This window comes from Shewanella psychropiezotolerans (assembly GCF_007197555.1).
GTDB lineage: Bacteria > Pseudomonadota > Gammaproteobacteria > Enterobacterales > Shewanellaceae > Shewanella > Shewanella psychropiezotolerans.
The window spans coordinates 838,603-855,000 of the sequence record NZ_CP041614.1 but is presented as its reverse complement, the minus strand read 5'-3'; the positions used below and the strand labels follow the sequence as shown (position 1 = coordinate 855,000).

The 16,398-nt window shown below is 44.5% G+C and carries 14 protein-coding genes and 3 pseudogenes; 11 read left to right on the top strand and 6 right to left on the bottom strand.

What is annotated here, in order from left to right:
* The first annotated feature begins 70 nt into the window (after positions 1-70).
* Both FM037_RS29100 and FM037_RS29095 read left to right on the top strand, forming a co-directional pair.
* Positions 71-223, top strand: a complete 153-nt coding sequence (locus tag FM037_RS29100) for a helix-turn-helix domain-containing protein (protein ID WP_229381076.1) — start codon at positions 71-73, stop codon at positions 221-223.
* 113 nt (positions 224-336) lie between these two features.
* A complete protein-coding gene (locus tag FM037_RS29095) occupies positions 337-648 on the top strand; it encodes a hypothetical protein (protein WP_194165920.1) in 312 nt (103 codons plus the stop codon).
* Positions 649-1,154: 506 nt separating this feature from the next.
* On the opposite strand, the gene FM037_RS03810 is transcribed toward FM037_RS29095, so the two are convergent.
* Positions 1,155-1,355: a YheV family putative zinc ribbon protein gene (locus FM037_RS03810; RefSeq protein ID WP_144044915.1), complete on the bottom strand. Its 201-nt coding sequence runs from the start codon at positions 1,353-1,355 to the stop codon at positions 1,155-1,157.
* Between the two features lie 181 nt (positions 1,356-1,536).
* Between FM037_RS03810 and FM037_RS03805 the strand changes: the two genes are divergently transcribed.
* A complete protein-coding gene (locus FM037_RS03805; protein WP_144044914.1) occupies positions 1,537-3,447 on the top strand; it encodes an ABC transporter ATP-binding protein in 1,911 nt (636 codons plus the stop codon).
* 89 nt (positions 3,448-3,536) lie between these two features.
* Positions 3,537-3,980 (top strand): TIGR02444 family protein, encoded by a 444-nt coding sequence (locus FM037_RS03800; RefSeq protein WP_144044913.1) that lies wholly within the window; start codon positions 3,537-3,539, stop codon positions 3,978-3,980.
* Between the two features lie 216 nt (positions 3,981-4,196).
* On the opposite strand, the gene FM037_RS03795 is transcribed toward FM037_RS03800, so the two are convergent.
* Positions 4,197-5,792, bottom strand: coding sequence for a GMC family oxidoreductase (locus tag FM037_RS03795; protein ID WP_144044912.1), 1,596 nt, complete (start codon positions 5,790-5,792; stop codon positions 4,197-4,199).
* 94 nt (positions 5,793-5,886) lie between these two features.
* Positions 5,887-6,396 carry a twin-arginine translocation signal domain-containing protein gene (locus tag FM037_RS03790; protein ID WP_144044911.1) on the bottom strand — a complete coding sequence of 170 codons (510 nt, stop codon included), beginning with the start codon at positions 6,394-6,396 and terminating at the stop codon, positions 5,887-5,889.
* Between the two features lie 181 nt (positions 6,397-6,577).
* Between FM037_RS03790 and FM037_RS03785 the strand changes: the two genes are divergently transcribed.
* The 3 genes and pseudogenes from FM037_RS03785 to FM037_RS03775 all read left to right on the top strand — a co-directional run bounded on the left by FM037_RS03785 (position 6,578) and on the right by FM037_RS03775 (position 8,851).
* Positions 6,578-7,549: a hydrolase gene (locus tag FM037_RS03785; protein ID WP_144044910.1), complete on the top strand. Its 972-nt coding sequence runs from the start codon at positions 6,578-6,580 to the stop codon at positions 7,547-7,549.
* A gap of 2 nt (positions 7,550-7,551) precedes the next feature.
* The gene (locus FM037_RS03780; RefSeq protein ID WP_144044909.1) at positions 7,552-7,788 is read left to right on the top strand and encodes a YheU family protein; all 237 of its coding nucleotides are present in this window, start codon (positions 7,552-7,554) and stop codon (positions 7,786-7,788) included.
* Positions 7,789-7,964: 176 nt separating this feature from the next.
* Positions 7,965-8,851, top strand: a pseudogene (locus FM037_RS03775) (phosphoribulokinase).
* A 681-nt stretch (positions 8,852-9,532) separates the two neighbouring features.
* Here FM037_RS03775 and FM037_RS03770 read toward each other — a convergent pair.
* Complete coding sequence (locus FM037_RS03770) at positions 9,533-10,324, bottom strand: SEL1-like repeat protein (RefSeq protein WP_144044908.1); 792 nt, start codon at positions 10,322-10,324, stop codon at positions 9,533-9,535.
* Positions 10,325-10,776: 452 nt separating this feature from the next.
* Here FM037_RS03770 and crp point away from each other — a divergent pair, with 452 nt between their 5' ends.
* From crp to FM037_RS03750, 4 genes and pseudogenes are all read left to right on the top strand, one after another.
* Positions 10,777-11,412 carry a cAMP-activated global transcriptional regulator CRP gene (crp, locus tag FM037_RS03765; RefSeq protein ID WP_144044907.1) on the top strand — a complete coding sequence of 212 codons (636 nt, stop codon included), beginning with the start codon at positions 10,777-10,779 and terminating at the stop codon, positions 11,410-11,412.
* Between the two features lie 80 nt (positions 11,413-11,492).
* A complete protein-coding gene (locus FM037_RS03760; protein ID WP_144044906.1) occupies positions 11,493-11,831 on the top strand; it encodes a PepSY domain-containing protein in 339 nt (112 codons plus the stop codon).
* Positions 11,832-11,862: 31 nt separating this feature from the next.
* Positions 11,863-12,537 carry a response regulator transcription factor gene (locus tag FM037_RS03755; protein WP_144044905.1) on the top strand — a complete coding sequence of 225 codons (675 nt, stop codon included), beginning with the start codon at positions 11,863-11,865 and terminating at the stop codon, positions 12,535-12,537.
* Positions 12,534-13,861 (top strand): annotated as a pseudogene (locus FM037_RS03750) (ATP-binding protein). The gene FM037_RS03755 and the pseudogene FM037_RS03750 overlap by 4 nt, the downstream one beginning before the upstream one ends.
* A gap of 101 nt (positions 13,862-13,962) precedes the next feature.
* Here the strand turns inward: FM037_RS03750 and FM037_RS03745 are convergent.
* Positions 13,963-14,760, bottom strand: a complete 798-nt coding sequence (locus FM037_RS03745; protein ID WP_144044904.1) for a DUF1338 domain-containing protein — start codon at positions 14,758-14,760, stop codon at positions 13,963-13,965.
* A gap of 176 nt (positions 14,761-14,936) precedes the next feature.
* Positions 14,937-16,396, bottom strand: a pseudogene (gene astD, locus FM037_RS03740) (succinylglutamate-semialdehyde dehydrogenase).
* Positions 16,397-16,398 lie beyond the last annotated feature (2 nt).

Sequence of the window (16,398 nt, the reverse complement as noted above, 5' to 3'; positions counted from 1 at the left end):
CGGCAAGCAACCCCATTAAAGCGAATTGAAACTTTGCATTTACACTTGTAGCACTCATAAGGATCAGAGCATGACTTTAGGACAACAGTTAAAACAGTTCAGAATAGACAGAGGATTCAGCCAACCTGAGTTGGCAGAGCTAGCCGGTATTGAGCAATCTTATTTATCTAAGTTAGAAAACGACAAGTCCGTTCTATCTAACATGTCTTTCGTACTTTATTAAAAGCCTTAGCTATATATAGTGGGAGAATTCATTCAGTGCTTCGATGTGATAAAGACAGACTGCAGCTTATACGAATCCCAGACATTGAATTGAAGTAGGCACAGCAAGAGCGAGTGCTCATTCATAATCTACGTCGCTACCTTTATATAGCGAGTCTATTGATTATTCTGGGGGTAACGCTTTTCTACACAGGTTTCAGTAAGCAGCTATTCGATCAGACGCATTATCAATATGAATCACTAGGTATCATTTTACCCGGTGAAGCAAATGACATTTACTCTTCATGGAGAAATGTCATCGACACAGACACCTGTGAAGGTAGGGCTGCAGTTGGTGCAAGGAGAATAGAGATGGCTAAGCGCCGCAGCGAATATACCAACCCTATTGAATATGTGATCGTTCAGCGGGAGTTCAAAGCGCTGTAGGCAAGGCGAATGTTTGAAGCTAATAGTTATTCTATATCGAGAACATGCAACGCAGCATAAAGAGCTTTGAAACCCGCACTACGTGAGCCTCTCAGGCATTCCACTTTTGTGTTGCACTGACTTATAAAGGGAATAACCATTTCTATATCAATGCGCCTTGAATTGGAAAGCCTGAGTAGCTCTGAACTGAGCAAATATTTAATGAGGTTGATATTTACAGCTAACCGATGAAAATCGCGGTCAGTACTTTGTCGAGAATTCAGCAATGGGTAAAAGGCAATATCGTCTGGATAAAAAAGAAACGGTACCCAGAGCAATCAACGCTTGGCTACAGATACTTGGGGCGTTATTACTCTGTTCAGGGATTATGGGCTTTGTTTTAGAAAAACGCTTTAATAAGGCGTAAGCTCAATTTCTATAATTACTGTTCCAGGCTGTAGATAGTTTTACTCTCTACAGCCTCAATGCTTAAGCTATGACGAGTACATATAGTTATAGGCAATGTGCTAAGGCTTAAAGACACCTATGATATCCCCGCTGGCCTTCTTTGCTACCTTCTCATCTGTTTGCTGCTCGCGATAATCACATTCAACACACTCAACAGTCTCCACGCCTTGCTCTTTAAATAGCACGATACTATCTACAGCTTTGCATTTGGGGCACTTAGCACCTGCAACGAAACGCTTTTTCACTCTAACTTCAGCCACTTTTATCAACCTGCTATTGTCTAACTTACTATGGGATCATTTTCCAACTAAAGTCTATTTTGCCACAATCTCATTCAATTAACCCCATTGTCATTGAATTTGACTTTGCTTCTAGGCTGAAACTCACTTCTGAGATATCATCGGTGTCAATAAACTCCTGAACATCATCAGATCGTAATTAATGATATCCATCTCTCAAGCTCAACTGATCCGCGGCACTAAAACGCTTCTCGATGAAACCTCGCTGACTATATACCCAGGCCACAAGGTTGGGTTAGTGGGCGCCAACGGCACAGGTAAAACTTCACTGTTAGCACTCATTCTCGGTAAGATCAGCTTAGATAAAGGCGATATTTCTTTGCCTAGCGGCTGGCAGATCGCGACAGTAGCCCAGGAAACTCCTGCACTGGATGTTTCAGCTTTAGATTATGTTATTGATGGTGATTTCGAGTATCGAGAACTTGAAGCCAAACTCGTTCAGGCGCAACATGATGATAATGGCAATGAGATAGCCCATCTTCATGGGAAAATTGATGCAATAGGCGGCTATTTGATTCGTTCCCGAGCAGCCAGCCTATTAGCTGGCTTAGGCTTTAACGAAACCGAGCAGAGTAATTTCGTAAGACACTTTTCGGGTGGCTGGCGAATGCGCCTTAATTTGGCCCAAGCGTTATTGTGCCGCTCAGATCTCTTATTACTCGATGAGCCAACCAACCATTTAGACCTAGATACCATGTACTGGCTAGAGGGCTGGATAAAAGCCTATCAAGGTACGCTAATTTTAATCAGCCATGACAGAGATTTCATTGACGGTATTGTGGATGAGATTATTCACGTTGAGCACCACAAGCTAAATTTCTATAAAGGCAACTATACCGCCTTCGAACGTATACGCGCCGAACGTATGGCTCAGCAACAAGTCGCCTTCGAACGTCAACAAAAAGAACGCTCACATATGCAGTCCTTCGTTGATCGTTTTCGTTACAAGGCTAGTAAAGCTAAGCAGGCACAGAGTCGATTAAAAGCCCTCGAACGTATGACCGAGTTGCTACCTTCTCAAGCTGACAGCCCGTTTCATATGTCATTTAGAGAACCTGAGGCTCTGCCTAACCCGCTAGTGACCATGGAGCACGTTTCTGTGGGCTATGGCGACAAAGAGATCCTCAAGAGCGTGCATCTAAACTTAGTCCCAGGCGCTCGCATCGGTTTACTTGGACGAAACGGTGCAGGTAAGTCGACCCTGATTAAACTGTTATCAGAAGAACTTGCACCTATGAAGGGCAAGTATGAGACTAATCCAGGCCTGAATATCGGTTACTTCGCCCAGCATCAGCTGGAAAGCCTGCGTTTAGATGACTCTCCATTACAACACCTTAGCCGACTCGCTCCCACTCATAGAGAGCAAGAACTGAGAAACTTCCTCGGTGGTTATGGCTTCAATGGCGATATGGTGCTCTCTCCTGTACGCCCCTTCTCCGGCGGTGAGAAAGCTCGTCTGGTATTAGCGCTACTGGTATGGCAACGACCTAACCTATTGCTTCTCGATGAGCCGACCAACCATCTGGATTTAGAGATGCGACATGCTTTGACAATGGCACTTCAGACATTCGAAGGCGCCATGATCATCGTCTCTCACGATCGCCATCTATTAAGACTAAGCTGCAGTGACTATTATTTGGTTGATAAGGGGCAAGTAACTAGCTTCGACGGCGATCTTGATGATTATCATCAATGGTTGCTCGATGCAGCTAAGGCCGCGAATAAAACAGAAGCCAGCACGGAAGCTAAGCCGGCTCAGGATAAGAAGCTGCAGAAACGTTTGGAAGCAGAGTTAAGGCAAAAGCTGTCTCCCATGCGTAAAGTTCAGCTTAAGCTCGAGAAAGCGCAACAGCAAGCCAATGACCGTTTGAGCGAAATCGAAACCATGCTTGCAGATATGAGCCTGTACGATGCAGAAAACAAGGCTAAGTTGACCCAAGTACTTGCTGAGAGAACCACTCTGGCTCAAGCGCTGGAAGAGAGTGAAATGGAGTGGTTAGACATTCAAGAGAACATCGAAGAGATTGAACTTCAGGTTCGTTCCCAGCTCTAAACAAGAATTCTAGATATAAGCTCTGGATAAAAACATTATTGATATAACGCTCTATTAATGTAGAGCTCAGTGGTACCCAAGGAAGCAGCATGACATTCGTGAATCATTTTGATATTTCATTATGGAAAATTTGTGATGGTTATTACCACCAGCACCAAGCTCTCTGTTTAGAGCTACAAGATAATCACCAGTTAAATGTTAACTTACTTTTGCTATCATTATGGCTAGATAAACAAGACTACCTGCTGAGCACCCTAGACTGGTCGCAACTACAAAGTGAAACCCATCAATGGGAAGAACGCGTGTTACTCCCCTACCGCAAGTTACGCAAGCTGAGTAAGAACAGCTTAGCAAGTGATGAATATCAACAGATGCTAGATGTAGAGTTGATGCTTGAGCGTAAATCTCAGGGGTTAATACTGCATAAACTCAAACAGCTGTCACCCAGCGGAGAATCGTCAAACTTAGGCACTTATCTGAGTTTATTTAACTTAGATAAAGTCGATTACCCATCACTTGTAGAGCTAGTCTAGTTCACATTTAACGCGGGCTTAAAACATTAAACCCGCTGTTATCCTCTTTAGTCTTACAGTTAAAACTCATTCAATTGAACTCTTATGAAGATGACTTTAACCTTTCTGTTACTAACAGCCGCGTTTCTCGCCGTCATTCCATAGATAGTCAGCTGAGGGTTAGCGCCTAAACTGGTCGGAACGGAAGCAACAAGACCGTCCATCACGATTGAACTCTTATGAAGATGACTTTAACCTTTCAGCTAATAGAGTCGCGTTTCTTGCCGTCATGCCATAGATAGTCAGCTGGGGGTTAGCCCCTAAACTGGTGGGAAACACAGATCCGTCCATCACAGATAGATTCTCATAGTAGTGAGAGTTTCCCTGACTATCGACCATAGAAAGCTTAGTATCTTCTCCCATGGGACACCCTCCCATGACATGCGCCGAAGCGACAACTGTCTTGAGTGGTCCAAGGTCCAGAGTTTCTATAGCAGATTTCGCTTCTTTCCAGCTATTAAGATAAGGCGCTCCTTCGGTGATCGGCAAGACTCGCTTCGCCCCGGCCGCAAACTGTAGTTCAGCCATACTCCCGAACGCTCTTCGAACCGAGCGCCAAAAAGTCTCGTTTAGCGGATAATCTATGGCAAAGCCTGTATCTGTGAGCTGAACTTGGCCTCCCTGGCTTTGTTCATGATAACCATCACGAATCAAGGCTATGGTGACCTGAAGCTGGTTGAACTGCTCCATCAGAGCCGCATGAGTCTTACCATAACCTATGGTTTTAGAGGCGATCAGAACGGGATGGACAGGAGGTACTTCGAGCTTATAACCAAGCTCTCCACTGGCAGCACCATGTTTCCATACAAATTCATCGGAATAGATGGATTGAGGAGCACCACTATGACCATTGATCGGATCGCTAAATATTGCGCCGCTCAATAGCGTCGGATGTAGAAAAGTACGTTTCCCCAACAGTTCATGGGGATCGGCTAAATTAGATCTCAGCAAGATTGTTGGTGTATGGATTGCGCCGGCGGCGATGATGTAATGCTTAGCCTTAAATACCAGCTTGACCTCAGTCGGCTGCATCTGTTCATTCAATGCCTGAGCCTTGACGGCTAATATCTTGTCATTATGATGCTCTAGCTCGATGACCTTAGCTCTGCTGACTAAGGTAGCCCCTTTATCTAGTGCAGCCGGGATGGTGGTAACTAGCATGGATTGTTTGGCGTTGACCGGACAGCCCATACCACAATAGCCCGTGTTCCAGCAACCTTTCACGTTGCGCTTGATGACAGTGTAATGCCAGCCGAGATTTTCACAGCCTAACTTCAATGCCTGATTATTTCTATTTGGCTCATACTCCCACTTAGAAATATTGAGTCGTTTCTCCATCTTGTCGAACCAAGGATCCAGCTCCTCTCTCGATAAACCTTGAACAGATTTATCTTTGGCCCAAAAGTCCAATGTAGGCTTGGGAGTCCTGATCGAGGTGGTCCAATTTACCGTTGTCGATCCGCCTACGGCTCTTCCCTGAAAAATACCAATAGCCTTGTCTTTGGTTTTCATCGCCGCCGCTTGATGGTACAAGTTTGGATAGGCTCGCCTCTCTTCCATATTGAAGCTTTCGGAAGATTTAAGCGGTCCCCCTTCGACTATGATCACGGTCAAACCCGCGTCAGTTAATATCTCTGCTGCGACGCCGCCGCCGGCACCACTGCCTACAATAACAACATCGGCCTCGAGAGTTTGATCTTGGCTCAACTGGCTAGCATCAATATGCTTCCAACCTGAGGCTAAGCCTTCGACTATAGGATCTGGTATCGCCACTTCACTACCTCCAATCACACTGTTATTTTTATTATTTTTTGAATAAATATCTAAGCCTAAAAATCAATTAAACACCATTCGCACTCTTTACTGCCTACACCTCAAGGAATGTAGGTTTGGCATAATTCAAGCGATTCCAGTGTTCAGGACAGGAATAGTAACTCGCAAGTACAAGCTCTCTCAGCCCTTGGTAGGCCGTCACCATCATGTCTAAGAAACTATTACGCCAATACTCAAGCATAGCTATTAGCTGATCCGGATTACGCATCATCAGAGGCGTCATACTTCCGGTCAGGACGAGTAAACCTAGTCTGTTTTCTAGCATGTCGAGTAGTTGTTCTAATTCGGCTTGTCCATCTGCAGGTAACAATGAAATGGTCTGAGTAATAGCATCTAAGGTTCGATTCTGAGCGGCTATACGCAGCTTCTCGACCTCAGGTAAGGCATCATCCAGAAACACTGGCAACAAGACGCTAAACAGCAATCTATGCTCGCTGTCTAAGGCTTTGTTAACCTTAATATGCTCTGGAGCGTATAGGTTTACCCCTAACGCTAATGCGGCTGTACCGACTAATGCTGTTGTTAAAAAAGTGCGTCGTTCCATGCTATCCCTTCATATTATTTTTTATAGAGGATACAGACCCGCATTGACTCTACAGGTAATTTAATCACAACATCGACAACTGGCTAGATTGAGGTAATTCATCAAAATCTCAGATATGCTAGAATGCCAAGATGAGTAACAATTAAACACACGTTTTAATTTTCAGCAATAGCCAATTTTTATGATGCGATATTTTTCTCCCCCCTGGTGGGCCAGAAACCCCCACGTTCAAACGATTTTACCTGTGCTAACTAAGGTGGACAGACCAGACTTAACACGTCAACGTCTCGAGCTTAGTGATGGCGACTTTATCGATCTCGATTGGTTAGGCCAGCCTAAAGCACACCAACCTATAGTGATCATCATTCATGGCTTAGAGGGGAGCTCCGAGTCCCACTATGTACGCCGATTACTCAATGACTGTCGTCGACAGTCCATCTGCGCTTTGGTCCATCATCACAGGAGCTGTTCTGGTGAGACGAACCGCAGAGCGAGAAGTTATCACAGTGGTGATACCCAAGACCTGCAGGAGAATTTATCTCAATTAAGGCTGAAGTATCCTGACTCCCCTCTCCTTGCAGTAGGCTATAGCTTAGGCGGCAATGTACTCACCAAATACTTAGGCGAACATACCAATACCAGTTTGATAGAGCGGGCAGTTATCATCTCAGCCCCGCTACAATTATCCGCATGTGCTAAGCGTTTAGAGAGTGGATTTTCTAAGGTATATCAAAGTTATTTGATTAAGCAGCTACAGCAGAAGACCACGGAGAAGGTGAAAAACCCTCAACTGGCTCAGGATATGCCTGTTTCATTGTCCCAAATTCCTCAACTGCAAACTTTCTATGATTTTGATCATAGAGTGACAGCTCCCTTACATGGCTTCAATGGTGTCGATGATTATTATCGAAGAGCGAGTGGAATGGATTTCTTGCAATATATTCATAAACCAACTCTGGTCATTCATGCTGCGGATGATCCATTCATGACCGCCGATGTCATTCCAACGGCAGAGCAATGTGCTAGCCAAGTAACCTATGAACTGCACTCACGAGGGGGTCATGTCGGTTTTATCGACGGCGGAACTCCCTTCAAGCCAAGGTACTACCTAGAGCAGCGGATCCTTCATTTTTTAATTCCCCAAGAGGCCTGAATATGCTTGTTCCCTATGACGCTTTACTGCAGCTTCCCAGCACAACCATGGATAACTTAATTAAGGAATATCTGTTAACACAAGTCGAAGATGGCGGTTTCTCAGATACAGATGAACGGGTATATATTTCGGCGATTGAACGCTGCAAACAGCTACTAAAGCAGGAAGTCTTAGTGGTGGAGTTCAGCGAAGATGATGAGTCCATTGCCATCAAGCACAAGGAACATCTGAGTCGATAAATCAAACGGAGAATCTAGTGTTAATTCATAACAAACTCGGAGGCAAATTTGACCTAAGCGCAATGATTACCGTATAACACTAGATGTTATTAGAAATAACATGTCACTTTTATCTTGGTCTTGACTCTCTTCACTGCCTTTTAGTCAATTAGATCCAATTCCATTTAGGAAATTTAATGTCAGCAAAACATCCCATTATCGCAGTAACAGGTTCATCAGGAGCTGGTACCACGACGACAACAACGGCTTTTAAGCATATTTTCCGTCAACTTGGGATCAATGCAGCGAGCGTTGAAGGCGATAGTTTTCACCATTACACACGTCCTGAAATGGAGCTCATGATCCGTAAAGCCAAAACGGATAATAAAAATATTAGCTATTTTGGACCCGAAGCAAACGACTTTGAACGTTTAGAGCAATGTTTCAGTGATTATAGTGCGACGGGTCAGGGCGAGACACGAGCGTATCTACATACTTTCGATGAAGCCGTTCCCTTCAACCAGATGCCCGGGACATTTACCCAATGGCACCCCTTACCTGAAAATACCGATATGCTCTATTACGAGGGATTACATGGGGGGTAAAAACAGACACATGTAATGTTGCCGAACATGTGGACTTGCTTATCGGCATGGTGCCGATAGTCAACTTGGAGTGGATCCAAAAGATCATTCGAGATACTTCGGAAAGAGGCCATAGTCGGGAAAAAGTGATGGGCTCTATCGTTCGCAGTATGGATGATTATATCAACCATATGACACCTCAGTTCTCACGAACCCATATCAATTTCCAACGAGTCCCAACTGTCGACACCTCAAATCCATTTAGCGCTAAGAATATCCCCAGCCTGGATGAGAGCTTTGTAGTGATACGTTTTCGTGGTATTAAAAACGTAGATTTCCCCTATTACTTGAAGATGATAGACGGCTCTTTCATGTCACGAATCAACACTCTGGTTGTGCCAGGTGGCAAGATGTCCTTAGCCATGGAGTTGATTCTGACACCGCTCATCCGAGATCTACTCGAGAAGCGCCAACAGCTACTCTCTTTAGATAGTGAATAGACTTGGTATGCTACTAATATAAACTTCAGTTTCATTTAAGTGTGTTCGAGTAGACTAGCTCATGTCGGGATTTCAGGCGAAAGACTGATGAGTTAGCATGCTCTTGGGAGTAAATTCCCCCATCTTGATCTGTTTGTTTCCTTGGGTGTGCTGGCTATTCCAATCTCCACTTTCAAAAGTAAATTCCACGTCTATGCTTGATCTATTCGCTTCATGGGTGTGCTGGCTATTCCAATCTCCACTTTCAAAAGTAAATTCCACGTCTATGCTTGATCTATTCGCTTCATGGGTGTGCAGGCTATTCCAATCTCCACTTTCAACAGTAAATTCCAACCTACATTTGATCTGTTTGTTTCCTTGGGTGTGCTGGCTATTCCTTTCAAAGAAGATCCTAGGAACTAGGCACTTAACTCAAAGTAAATTCCACGTCTATGCTTGATCTATTAGCTTCCTGAGTGTGCTGGCTATTCCAATCTCCACTTTCAACAGTAAATTCCAACCTACATTTGATCTGTTTGTTTCCTTGGGTGTGCCGGCTATTCCTTTCAAAGAAGATCCTAGGAACTAGGACGTTAAGATCAAAAAAGCCAGTCAGGTACACCGACTGGCTGAATCAAAACTATCGAGCTATTTTCTAATTGTTACACCTAGAAACTCTAATCTAACTCCTAGAACCTTGTTCTAATTCATCAAAGGAACAATTTCACGGAAAGGTTTATTCTGCTGATAGCTTTGCAGTCTTTGCTCAAACTCATCGGATCGGCTTACCATCTTAGAGCTTCTAAGCGCATCAATCGCTTTTTGCTGAGTCTCTACGGCAGAGCTATAGTCGCCAGTTTCTGCATAGGCGGCTGCCAAGTTATCTAAATTGGTGGGATCTTGGTGATCTGATGCGACTAGGCTGCGAGCAAGTTCGAGAGCCTTATCTCCATTACGGTATTTTGCCTCCGGGCAAGTCGCGAGTATCCAGGCGACATTTCCCAGAGAGACTTCATCTCCTACCGAGTTGAAACGGTCGACGGCTTTACCACAGTTACGTTCAACCCCCTCTCCGCCTGCAGCATAGATGAACCCCAGTCTAAATTGAGCCCATTTATTGCCTTGCTCACTCAGCGATAGATACCAACGTTCGGCAGTGAGCAGATCACGCTCGATGATATTGCCTTCAAATGAAAGATCCGCCAACGTTTGTTGCGCCTTAGCATGCCCCTGCTCCGCAGCCGCTATGATCCACTTTATGCCTAGCTGTTGATCTTGAGTGACGAACCGGCCAGACAAGTACATCAGCCCGAGTAAAAACTGTGCCTCTTGCTCCCCTTGAGTCGCTTTTAGCTGTATATGAGCCACTTTACTCGCCGCAACAGCAGTTTTGGGCTGAGGAATTGAAAATGCGTTCGCGGCGGTGCTCGTCACTAATGTAAAAATAAGAGTAAAACTAAGACCAGCGCCTAAAAATAACGAATGAGATTTCATTTACAACTCCTATCTAGTATCACTAGTTTGAACATGTCTAAAAACTAAAGCTTATAACTACCTGAAAAATCGGCTTAAACTATAGACATAAGATAATTTAACTAGAAGGTACAAAAATTTTATTTCATTGAGTTAGCCAGATTTACTTACTAAAGTCGAGAAAAAAGCAGATTTAGTCGACTTTGATACGGCCTTATTCCCCTCGTCATAAGTCCAATATCAGGAAGCATTGTAGCTTTTCTCTCTAAATTCAAGCCCTTCACTGCATATTTACTCGCAAGTAGTTGACATATATCACTGATGTATCAGAATGAATGAATATTGTAAGTAAGTTACGAAGATTCATTTATTCTAAAGTTAGATCTTTATCGAGGTTTTACAGAATAAACTGGCGTAAACTGCACATTAATGAAGATTCTTATATTCAAGTCAAACAGTCGAGGAACATAGGCATGGCTCTTATTGGTAAGCCAAAACCAGATCCTACTTTGGAATGGTTTTTATCACACTGTCACATTCATAAGTATCCAGCCAAAAGCACTTTGATCCACGCTGGTGAAGAATCAGACACCCTTTACTATATAGTTAAAGGCTCCGTAGCCGTTTTAATTAAAGATGAAGAAGGTAAAGAGATGATCCTCTCTTACCTGAATCAAGGTGACTTCATCGGTGAACTTGGTTTATTTGAAGATCAAGCCGAGCGTACCGCTTGGGTTCGCGCTAAACAGCCATGTGAAATCGCTGAGATCTCTTACAAGAAGTTTAAGCAACTGATTCAGGTTAATCCTGAAATCCTGATGAAGCTTTCTTCACAGATGGCATTCCGTCTGCACAGCACCAGTCAAAAAGTGGGCGACCTAGCTTTCTTGGATGTTGCTGGAAGAATTGCCCAAACTTTACTCCATCTGGCCAAGCAGCCGGATGCCATGACTCATCCCGATGGCATGCAGATCAAGATCACTCGCCAAGAGATAGGTCAGATCGTGGGTTGTTCTCGTGAGACTGTGGGTCGAATCTTAAAAATGCTCGAAGAGCAAAGCCTGATCCAGGCTCACGGTAAAACTATCGTAGTTTACGGTACCCGCTAAGCTAACATTAAGTTAGATTTAAGACAGCTTCGATAAAGTGGCCTGAGATAATCTCAGGCCATTTTTTTGGAGAAATATTAATGACAAGGGCACTGTTCATCATCCTGTTCGCTCTTGCGACCTATACGCCAGTATTAGCCCATGGCTCGACCTTAGTCGAACTTGAGCATTATCAGGCAAAACACTTAGTTAGTGCAGGTAAAATCCTGTCATTGGATGTTACCCTCTCCAAGATAAAATACTTCTGCTACGGTAAGCTCATCGACGCCCATCTCTATCAGGAACAAGGAAAATGGCGTTATGATTTGCAAATTAAAGCCCAACGTGGCCAAATTATAGATCTGAGTCTGGATGCAAGCACTGGACAGCCCAATCCTACTAAATCATTACCATCTGGCTGCAGAGCTTTTGAAAACTAGCTCTACACCATAAGTGAAGTGACAGGTTAATATGAAACTACTGCTCGTTGAAGATAATGCACTACTCGTAGAAGAACTTGAAAAACAACTGAAACTCGCCGGATACGTCACCGACGTGACAGACAAAGCTGCTGAAGCGGATTATCTCTTAAAAGAAACCAATTACGATTGCGTGATATTAGATATTGGTCTACCCGACGGTAATGGCCTGGAACTCCTGGAACGCTGGCGTAATCAAGGGATTAATACTCCGGTGATTATGCTCACGGCTCGCAGCCAATGGCATGAGAAGGTCGAAGGATTCAACGCCGGAGCCGATGACTATCTGGGTAAACCTTTCCATACTCAAGAGTTACTCGCACGGATACATGCTCTCATACAGCGGGCTCATGGAAAAGCGAGCTTACCCACAAAAGAATTAAGCTTTTCCGGCGTCGTTCTCGATGAGAATCAACAATCTGTTACAGTCGAAGGTAAAAATTTCGAGCTAACTGCGATGGAGTTTAGGTTACTAAAAATCTTCTTAATGTCACCTAAGAAACTACTATCTAAATCCCAGCTCACCGATAAGCTCTATCAATTCGATGACGAAAAAGAGAGTAATGTAGTCGAAGTCTATGTTACTCATCTGCGTAAAAAACTAGGTAAAACCGCTATTGAGACTCGTCGTGGACAAGGTTATATCTTCCACGGCATAAGAGAGTGATGTCGATCCGCACTAAACTCAGCCTCTGGTTAACGGGTTTAGTCATCATTTCGACAGCCATCGGCATAGTCTCCTTCGAGACTATGCTAAGGCAAGCATTTCACGACTCGATCATTGCCAGACTACAGGAAGATTTAGAACAAGTTCTAATGGCTACTCAGCTTAATAATAACGAACTCACCATAGATCAGAGCCAACTTTCAGGGTTTTATAAGCCAGTATTTTCCGGACGTTATTACCAGCTAAATCTGCCGGAACAAGAGATCCGCTCCCGTTCTTTATGGGATCAAAAACTCGATATTAGGTTGTTAGAAAAAGGTGAAAGCCGGGTATGGCAATCTAAGGGGCCACAAAACCATGATATTCAACTGCTATCACTGGGATTAAGCTCTGAGACACTCAATGTCAATGCAACACTGACTGTCGCCCAGGATCTGAGCATAGGTCGTAAAATTTTCACCCAAATATATGGCACTAAGCTAGGGGTTAACTTAGCCATGTTACTGGCCATGATAGCCGGTATTTTTCTGGTACTCAGGCAATCTTTCAAGCCAATCAACCAGATCCAGCAAATTCTGTCTAAGCTCAGAGAGGGTGAGATCACCTCATTAGAGGTCAAGAATATCCCCCCGAACTGCAAGCTCTAGCATCTACCTATAATGAACTGCTCGAATATTCCAGCAAACAGATCGAGCGCAGTCGTAATAATATAGGCAATTTAAGCCATGGGCTTAAGACTCCATTAGCCGTGATGCAGCAACAAGTTGAAGCCTTGGGACTGAAAGACCCGAATACGGCAATAGCACTACAGAATCAACTCGATCTGATTCATAAGATGATCGAACGTAAGCTAGCTGCGGCCAGAATCACTGGAGATATGTTACCCGCGGCCCAGATGCAGCTCCCTAAAGATCTTGAAGATTTATGTAACACACTAAGCAAGGTTCACTTTAATAAACGTCTGCTCTGCAATATCGACATTGCTGAGCACATCACTCGATTACCCCTGCACAGGGAAGATGGCATGGAGCTGATTGGAAATCTGCTCGATAACGCTCATAAGTGGGCCAATGCCAGAGTAGATATCCGCGCTAAGCTAGAAGAAGAGACTATTATTCTTATTATCGAGGATGATGGACTCGGCGTCGCCAGTGAAGAGCTTAAGCTACTCACGAATCGTGGTCGACGATTAGATGAAGCGACCATGGGACATGGCCTCGGACTCTCCATAGTAAAAGACATAGCCGAGCAGTATGAGATAAAGTTGACGTTCGCCCATAGCGACTTAGGTGGGCTAAAAATTTGCGTACGCTTTAAAGAATAATCCGCCAACGGCTCTCAGATTGGGGCAGATTCAAATATAAAAAAGCCGGAACTCAATTCCGGCTTTTTCTCGACTCTTTTACATTGTTAGCAAAATATCGGCTAGCTTACGTTAGTACTCTCGAAAATCTTATCCGCAGAAGCAGCCACAAAGCCTGTATAAAGACTTCCATCACCTTTAGGGTAACGCAGTGCAAATTCATAAAAACAGCTTGGGATCTCTTTCTCAGCATCTGTAAAGCTAACAGAAATACGGTCAGCCATAGTCGAAGATTGCTCCAGTAGTACCTCGGCAGAGCCTTTCACTTCACCGCCAGCTGAATTTAACACAAAATCCCCCTTCTTAAGGGTCTCATTCACATCTAAGATGTTGGTGTACCCAGGCAAGTGGTTGATCGATATCGTGAAATGGTTGGCTCTATAACCAAAAGCAGCAACCCAGGCAGCATACTCACTCTCGGCAAGTAAAGCCTCATAGGTCTTGGAGTCCAGCTGCCAGTGACGTCCTGAATAGAGGAAGTCATCGGCCTTAGTCGCTGCCACATCAATCTGCTCAACAAGATGTTTAATGGTATTTTGTAGTTCAGGGCTAAATTCTTCGACTAATAATTCAGAGATAAACACCTTAGGCTGCGTCGCATCCGGATGTTCAAAATGCTTAGCTTTCAGATTTTTAGCCTCGAAATGATAATCACCCGAGTCGACATAACCCAAAGATTCGAAGTGAGCCGCCAATACCTTTAAGTTCACCTTCTCAATATTAAAGGTACGTAGGGCAATATGATCGTTGATAATGGTCTCACCTCGAGAAAGCAGTTGACGTACAGGCTCTGCCGACGGCGTCATCTCAATATAGTCATTCCAAAGGTTTTCAAATAGCTTGTTAATATCAGTGTGCATCAATTTCTTCCTTAACGGCATCGTGTCCCCAGTCACCAAGATTCAGGCTTTGGTTCTGGTCTTATTCTTATCACGATATAAGTACAGCGAGAGAGTAGCGCTCTGGCTTTTCAAACATTTCTGTACATAAAAATGGGAAACACTTTTAAGGTGTTTCCCATCGTTTCATTATAAATTTAGAGACTCAAGCCTGGACTCAAGTTAGCAGGGAGACTAACGACATCGGCCTCCACTGATGATACGGGGTAAGAACAGTAGTCGGCGGCATAAAATGCGCTCGCTCTGTGGTTACCCGAAGCACCAACACCACCGAATGGTGCAGCACCGGAAGCACCTGTTATCTGCTTGTTCCAGTTAACGATACCGGCACGAATACGTGCTAAGAAGTAATCGTAATCCTCACGGCTATCGGCAAGAATACCCGCAGACAAACCATAACGAGTGCTGTTGGCTAACTTGATAGCCTCATCGAAATCGCTGTAACGGATCACTTGAAGTAGCGGGCCAAAATACTCTTCATCCGGAAGCTCGATGACGTTAGTGACATCGATCAAACCTGGGGAGACTAAACCTGTACCCGCTTCAAGATGAGTAAGTTCTACGAGAGACTCACCACCTAAATTCAGTAAGTTACGCTGAGCTTCAACCATGCCTTTAGCCGCAATTTCTGAGATCATAGATCCCATGAATGGCTGTGGCTGTGCATTCCAGGCACCGACTTTAATCTGCTTAACGGCGCTAGCGAGCAACTCGAGTAAGGCATCACCTTGTACGCCTTTCTCTACATAGAGACGACGTGCACAGGTACAACGTTGACCCGATGAGATATAGGCAGACTGGATGATGTCGTGTACAGCAGCTTTGGTATTTTCAACACCTTTAATGATAAGCGGATTATTTCCCCCATCTCCAGCGCTAAAATCTTGCCAGGTTCACCAGCATACTGCTGATGTAAGATATGACCCGTACGAGAACTACCGGTAAAGAACAAACCATCGATCTGAGGGTGAGCGGCTAGCGCCTTACCAGTTTCGATTTCGCCTTGTACCAAGTTAATCACGCCTGCAGGAAGTCCGGCTTTCTCCCATAGCTTAAGCATAAGCTCGGCTACTTTGGGAGTGAGTTCAGATGGCTTAAAGATCACAGTATTACCCGCCAGTAGCGCAGGAACAATATGACCGTTTGGCAGGTGGCCTGGGAAATTATATGGACCAAATACCGCGACCACACCGTGAGGCTTATGACGAAGTACCGCGCGTCCTGCCGGGATATCACTCTCAGTATGACCGGTACGCTTGTTATAAGCGGCGACTGAAAGCCCAATCTTACCTATCATGGCACCGGCTTCGGTAGCGGTTTCCCACTGAGGCTTGCCAGTCTCCTGAGCGATAACCTCGGCGATTTCGGTTTTGTGCTCTTCAAGTTGAGTGCGATAAGCCTCCACGATAGCAAGACGGCCATCGAAACCTAACATGAACCAATCGAACTGAGCATCACGGGCCGCATCGACGGCGGTGTTAACTTGCTCTGGAGTCGCAGTTTTACTGCTCCAGATAACTTCATTGTTTGCTGGGTTTTTAGATGTCACGTCGTGACCTAGGCCTGCAACCCATTGGCCTTTAATAAATTGAGTCATTA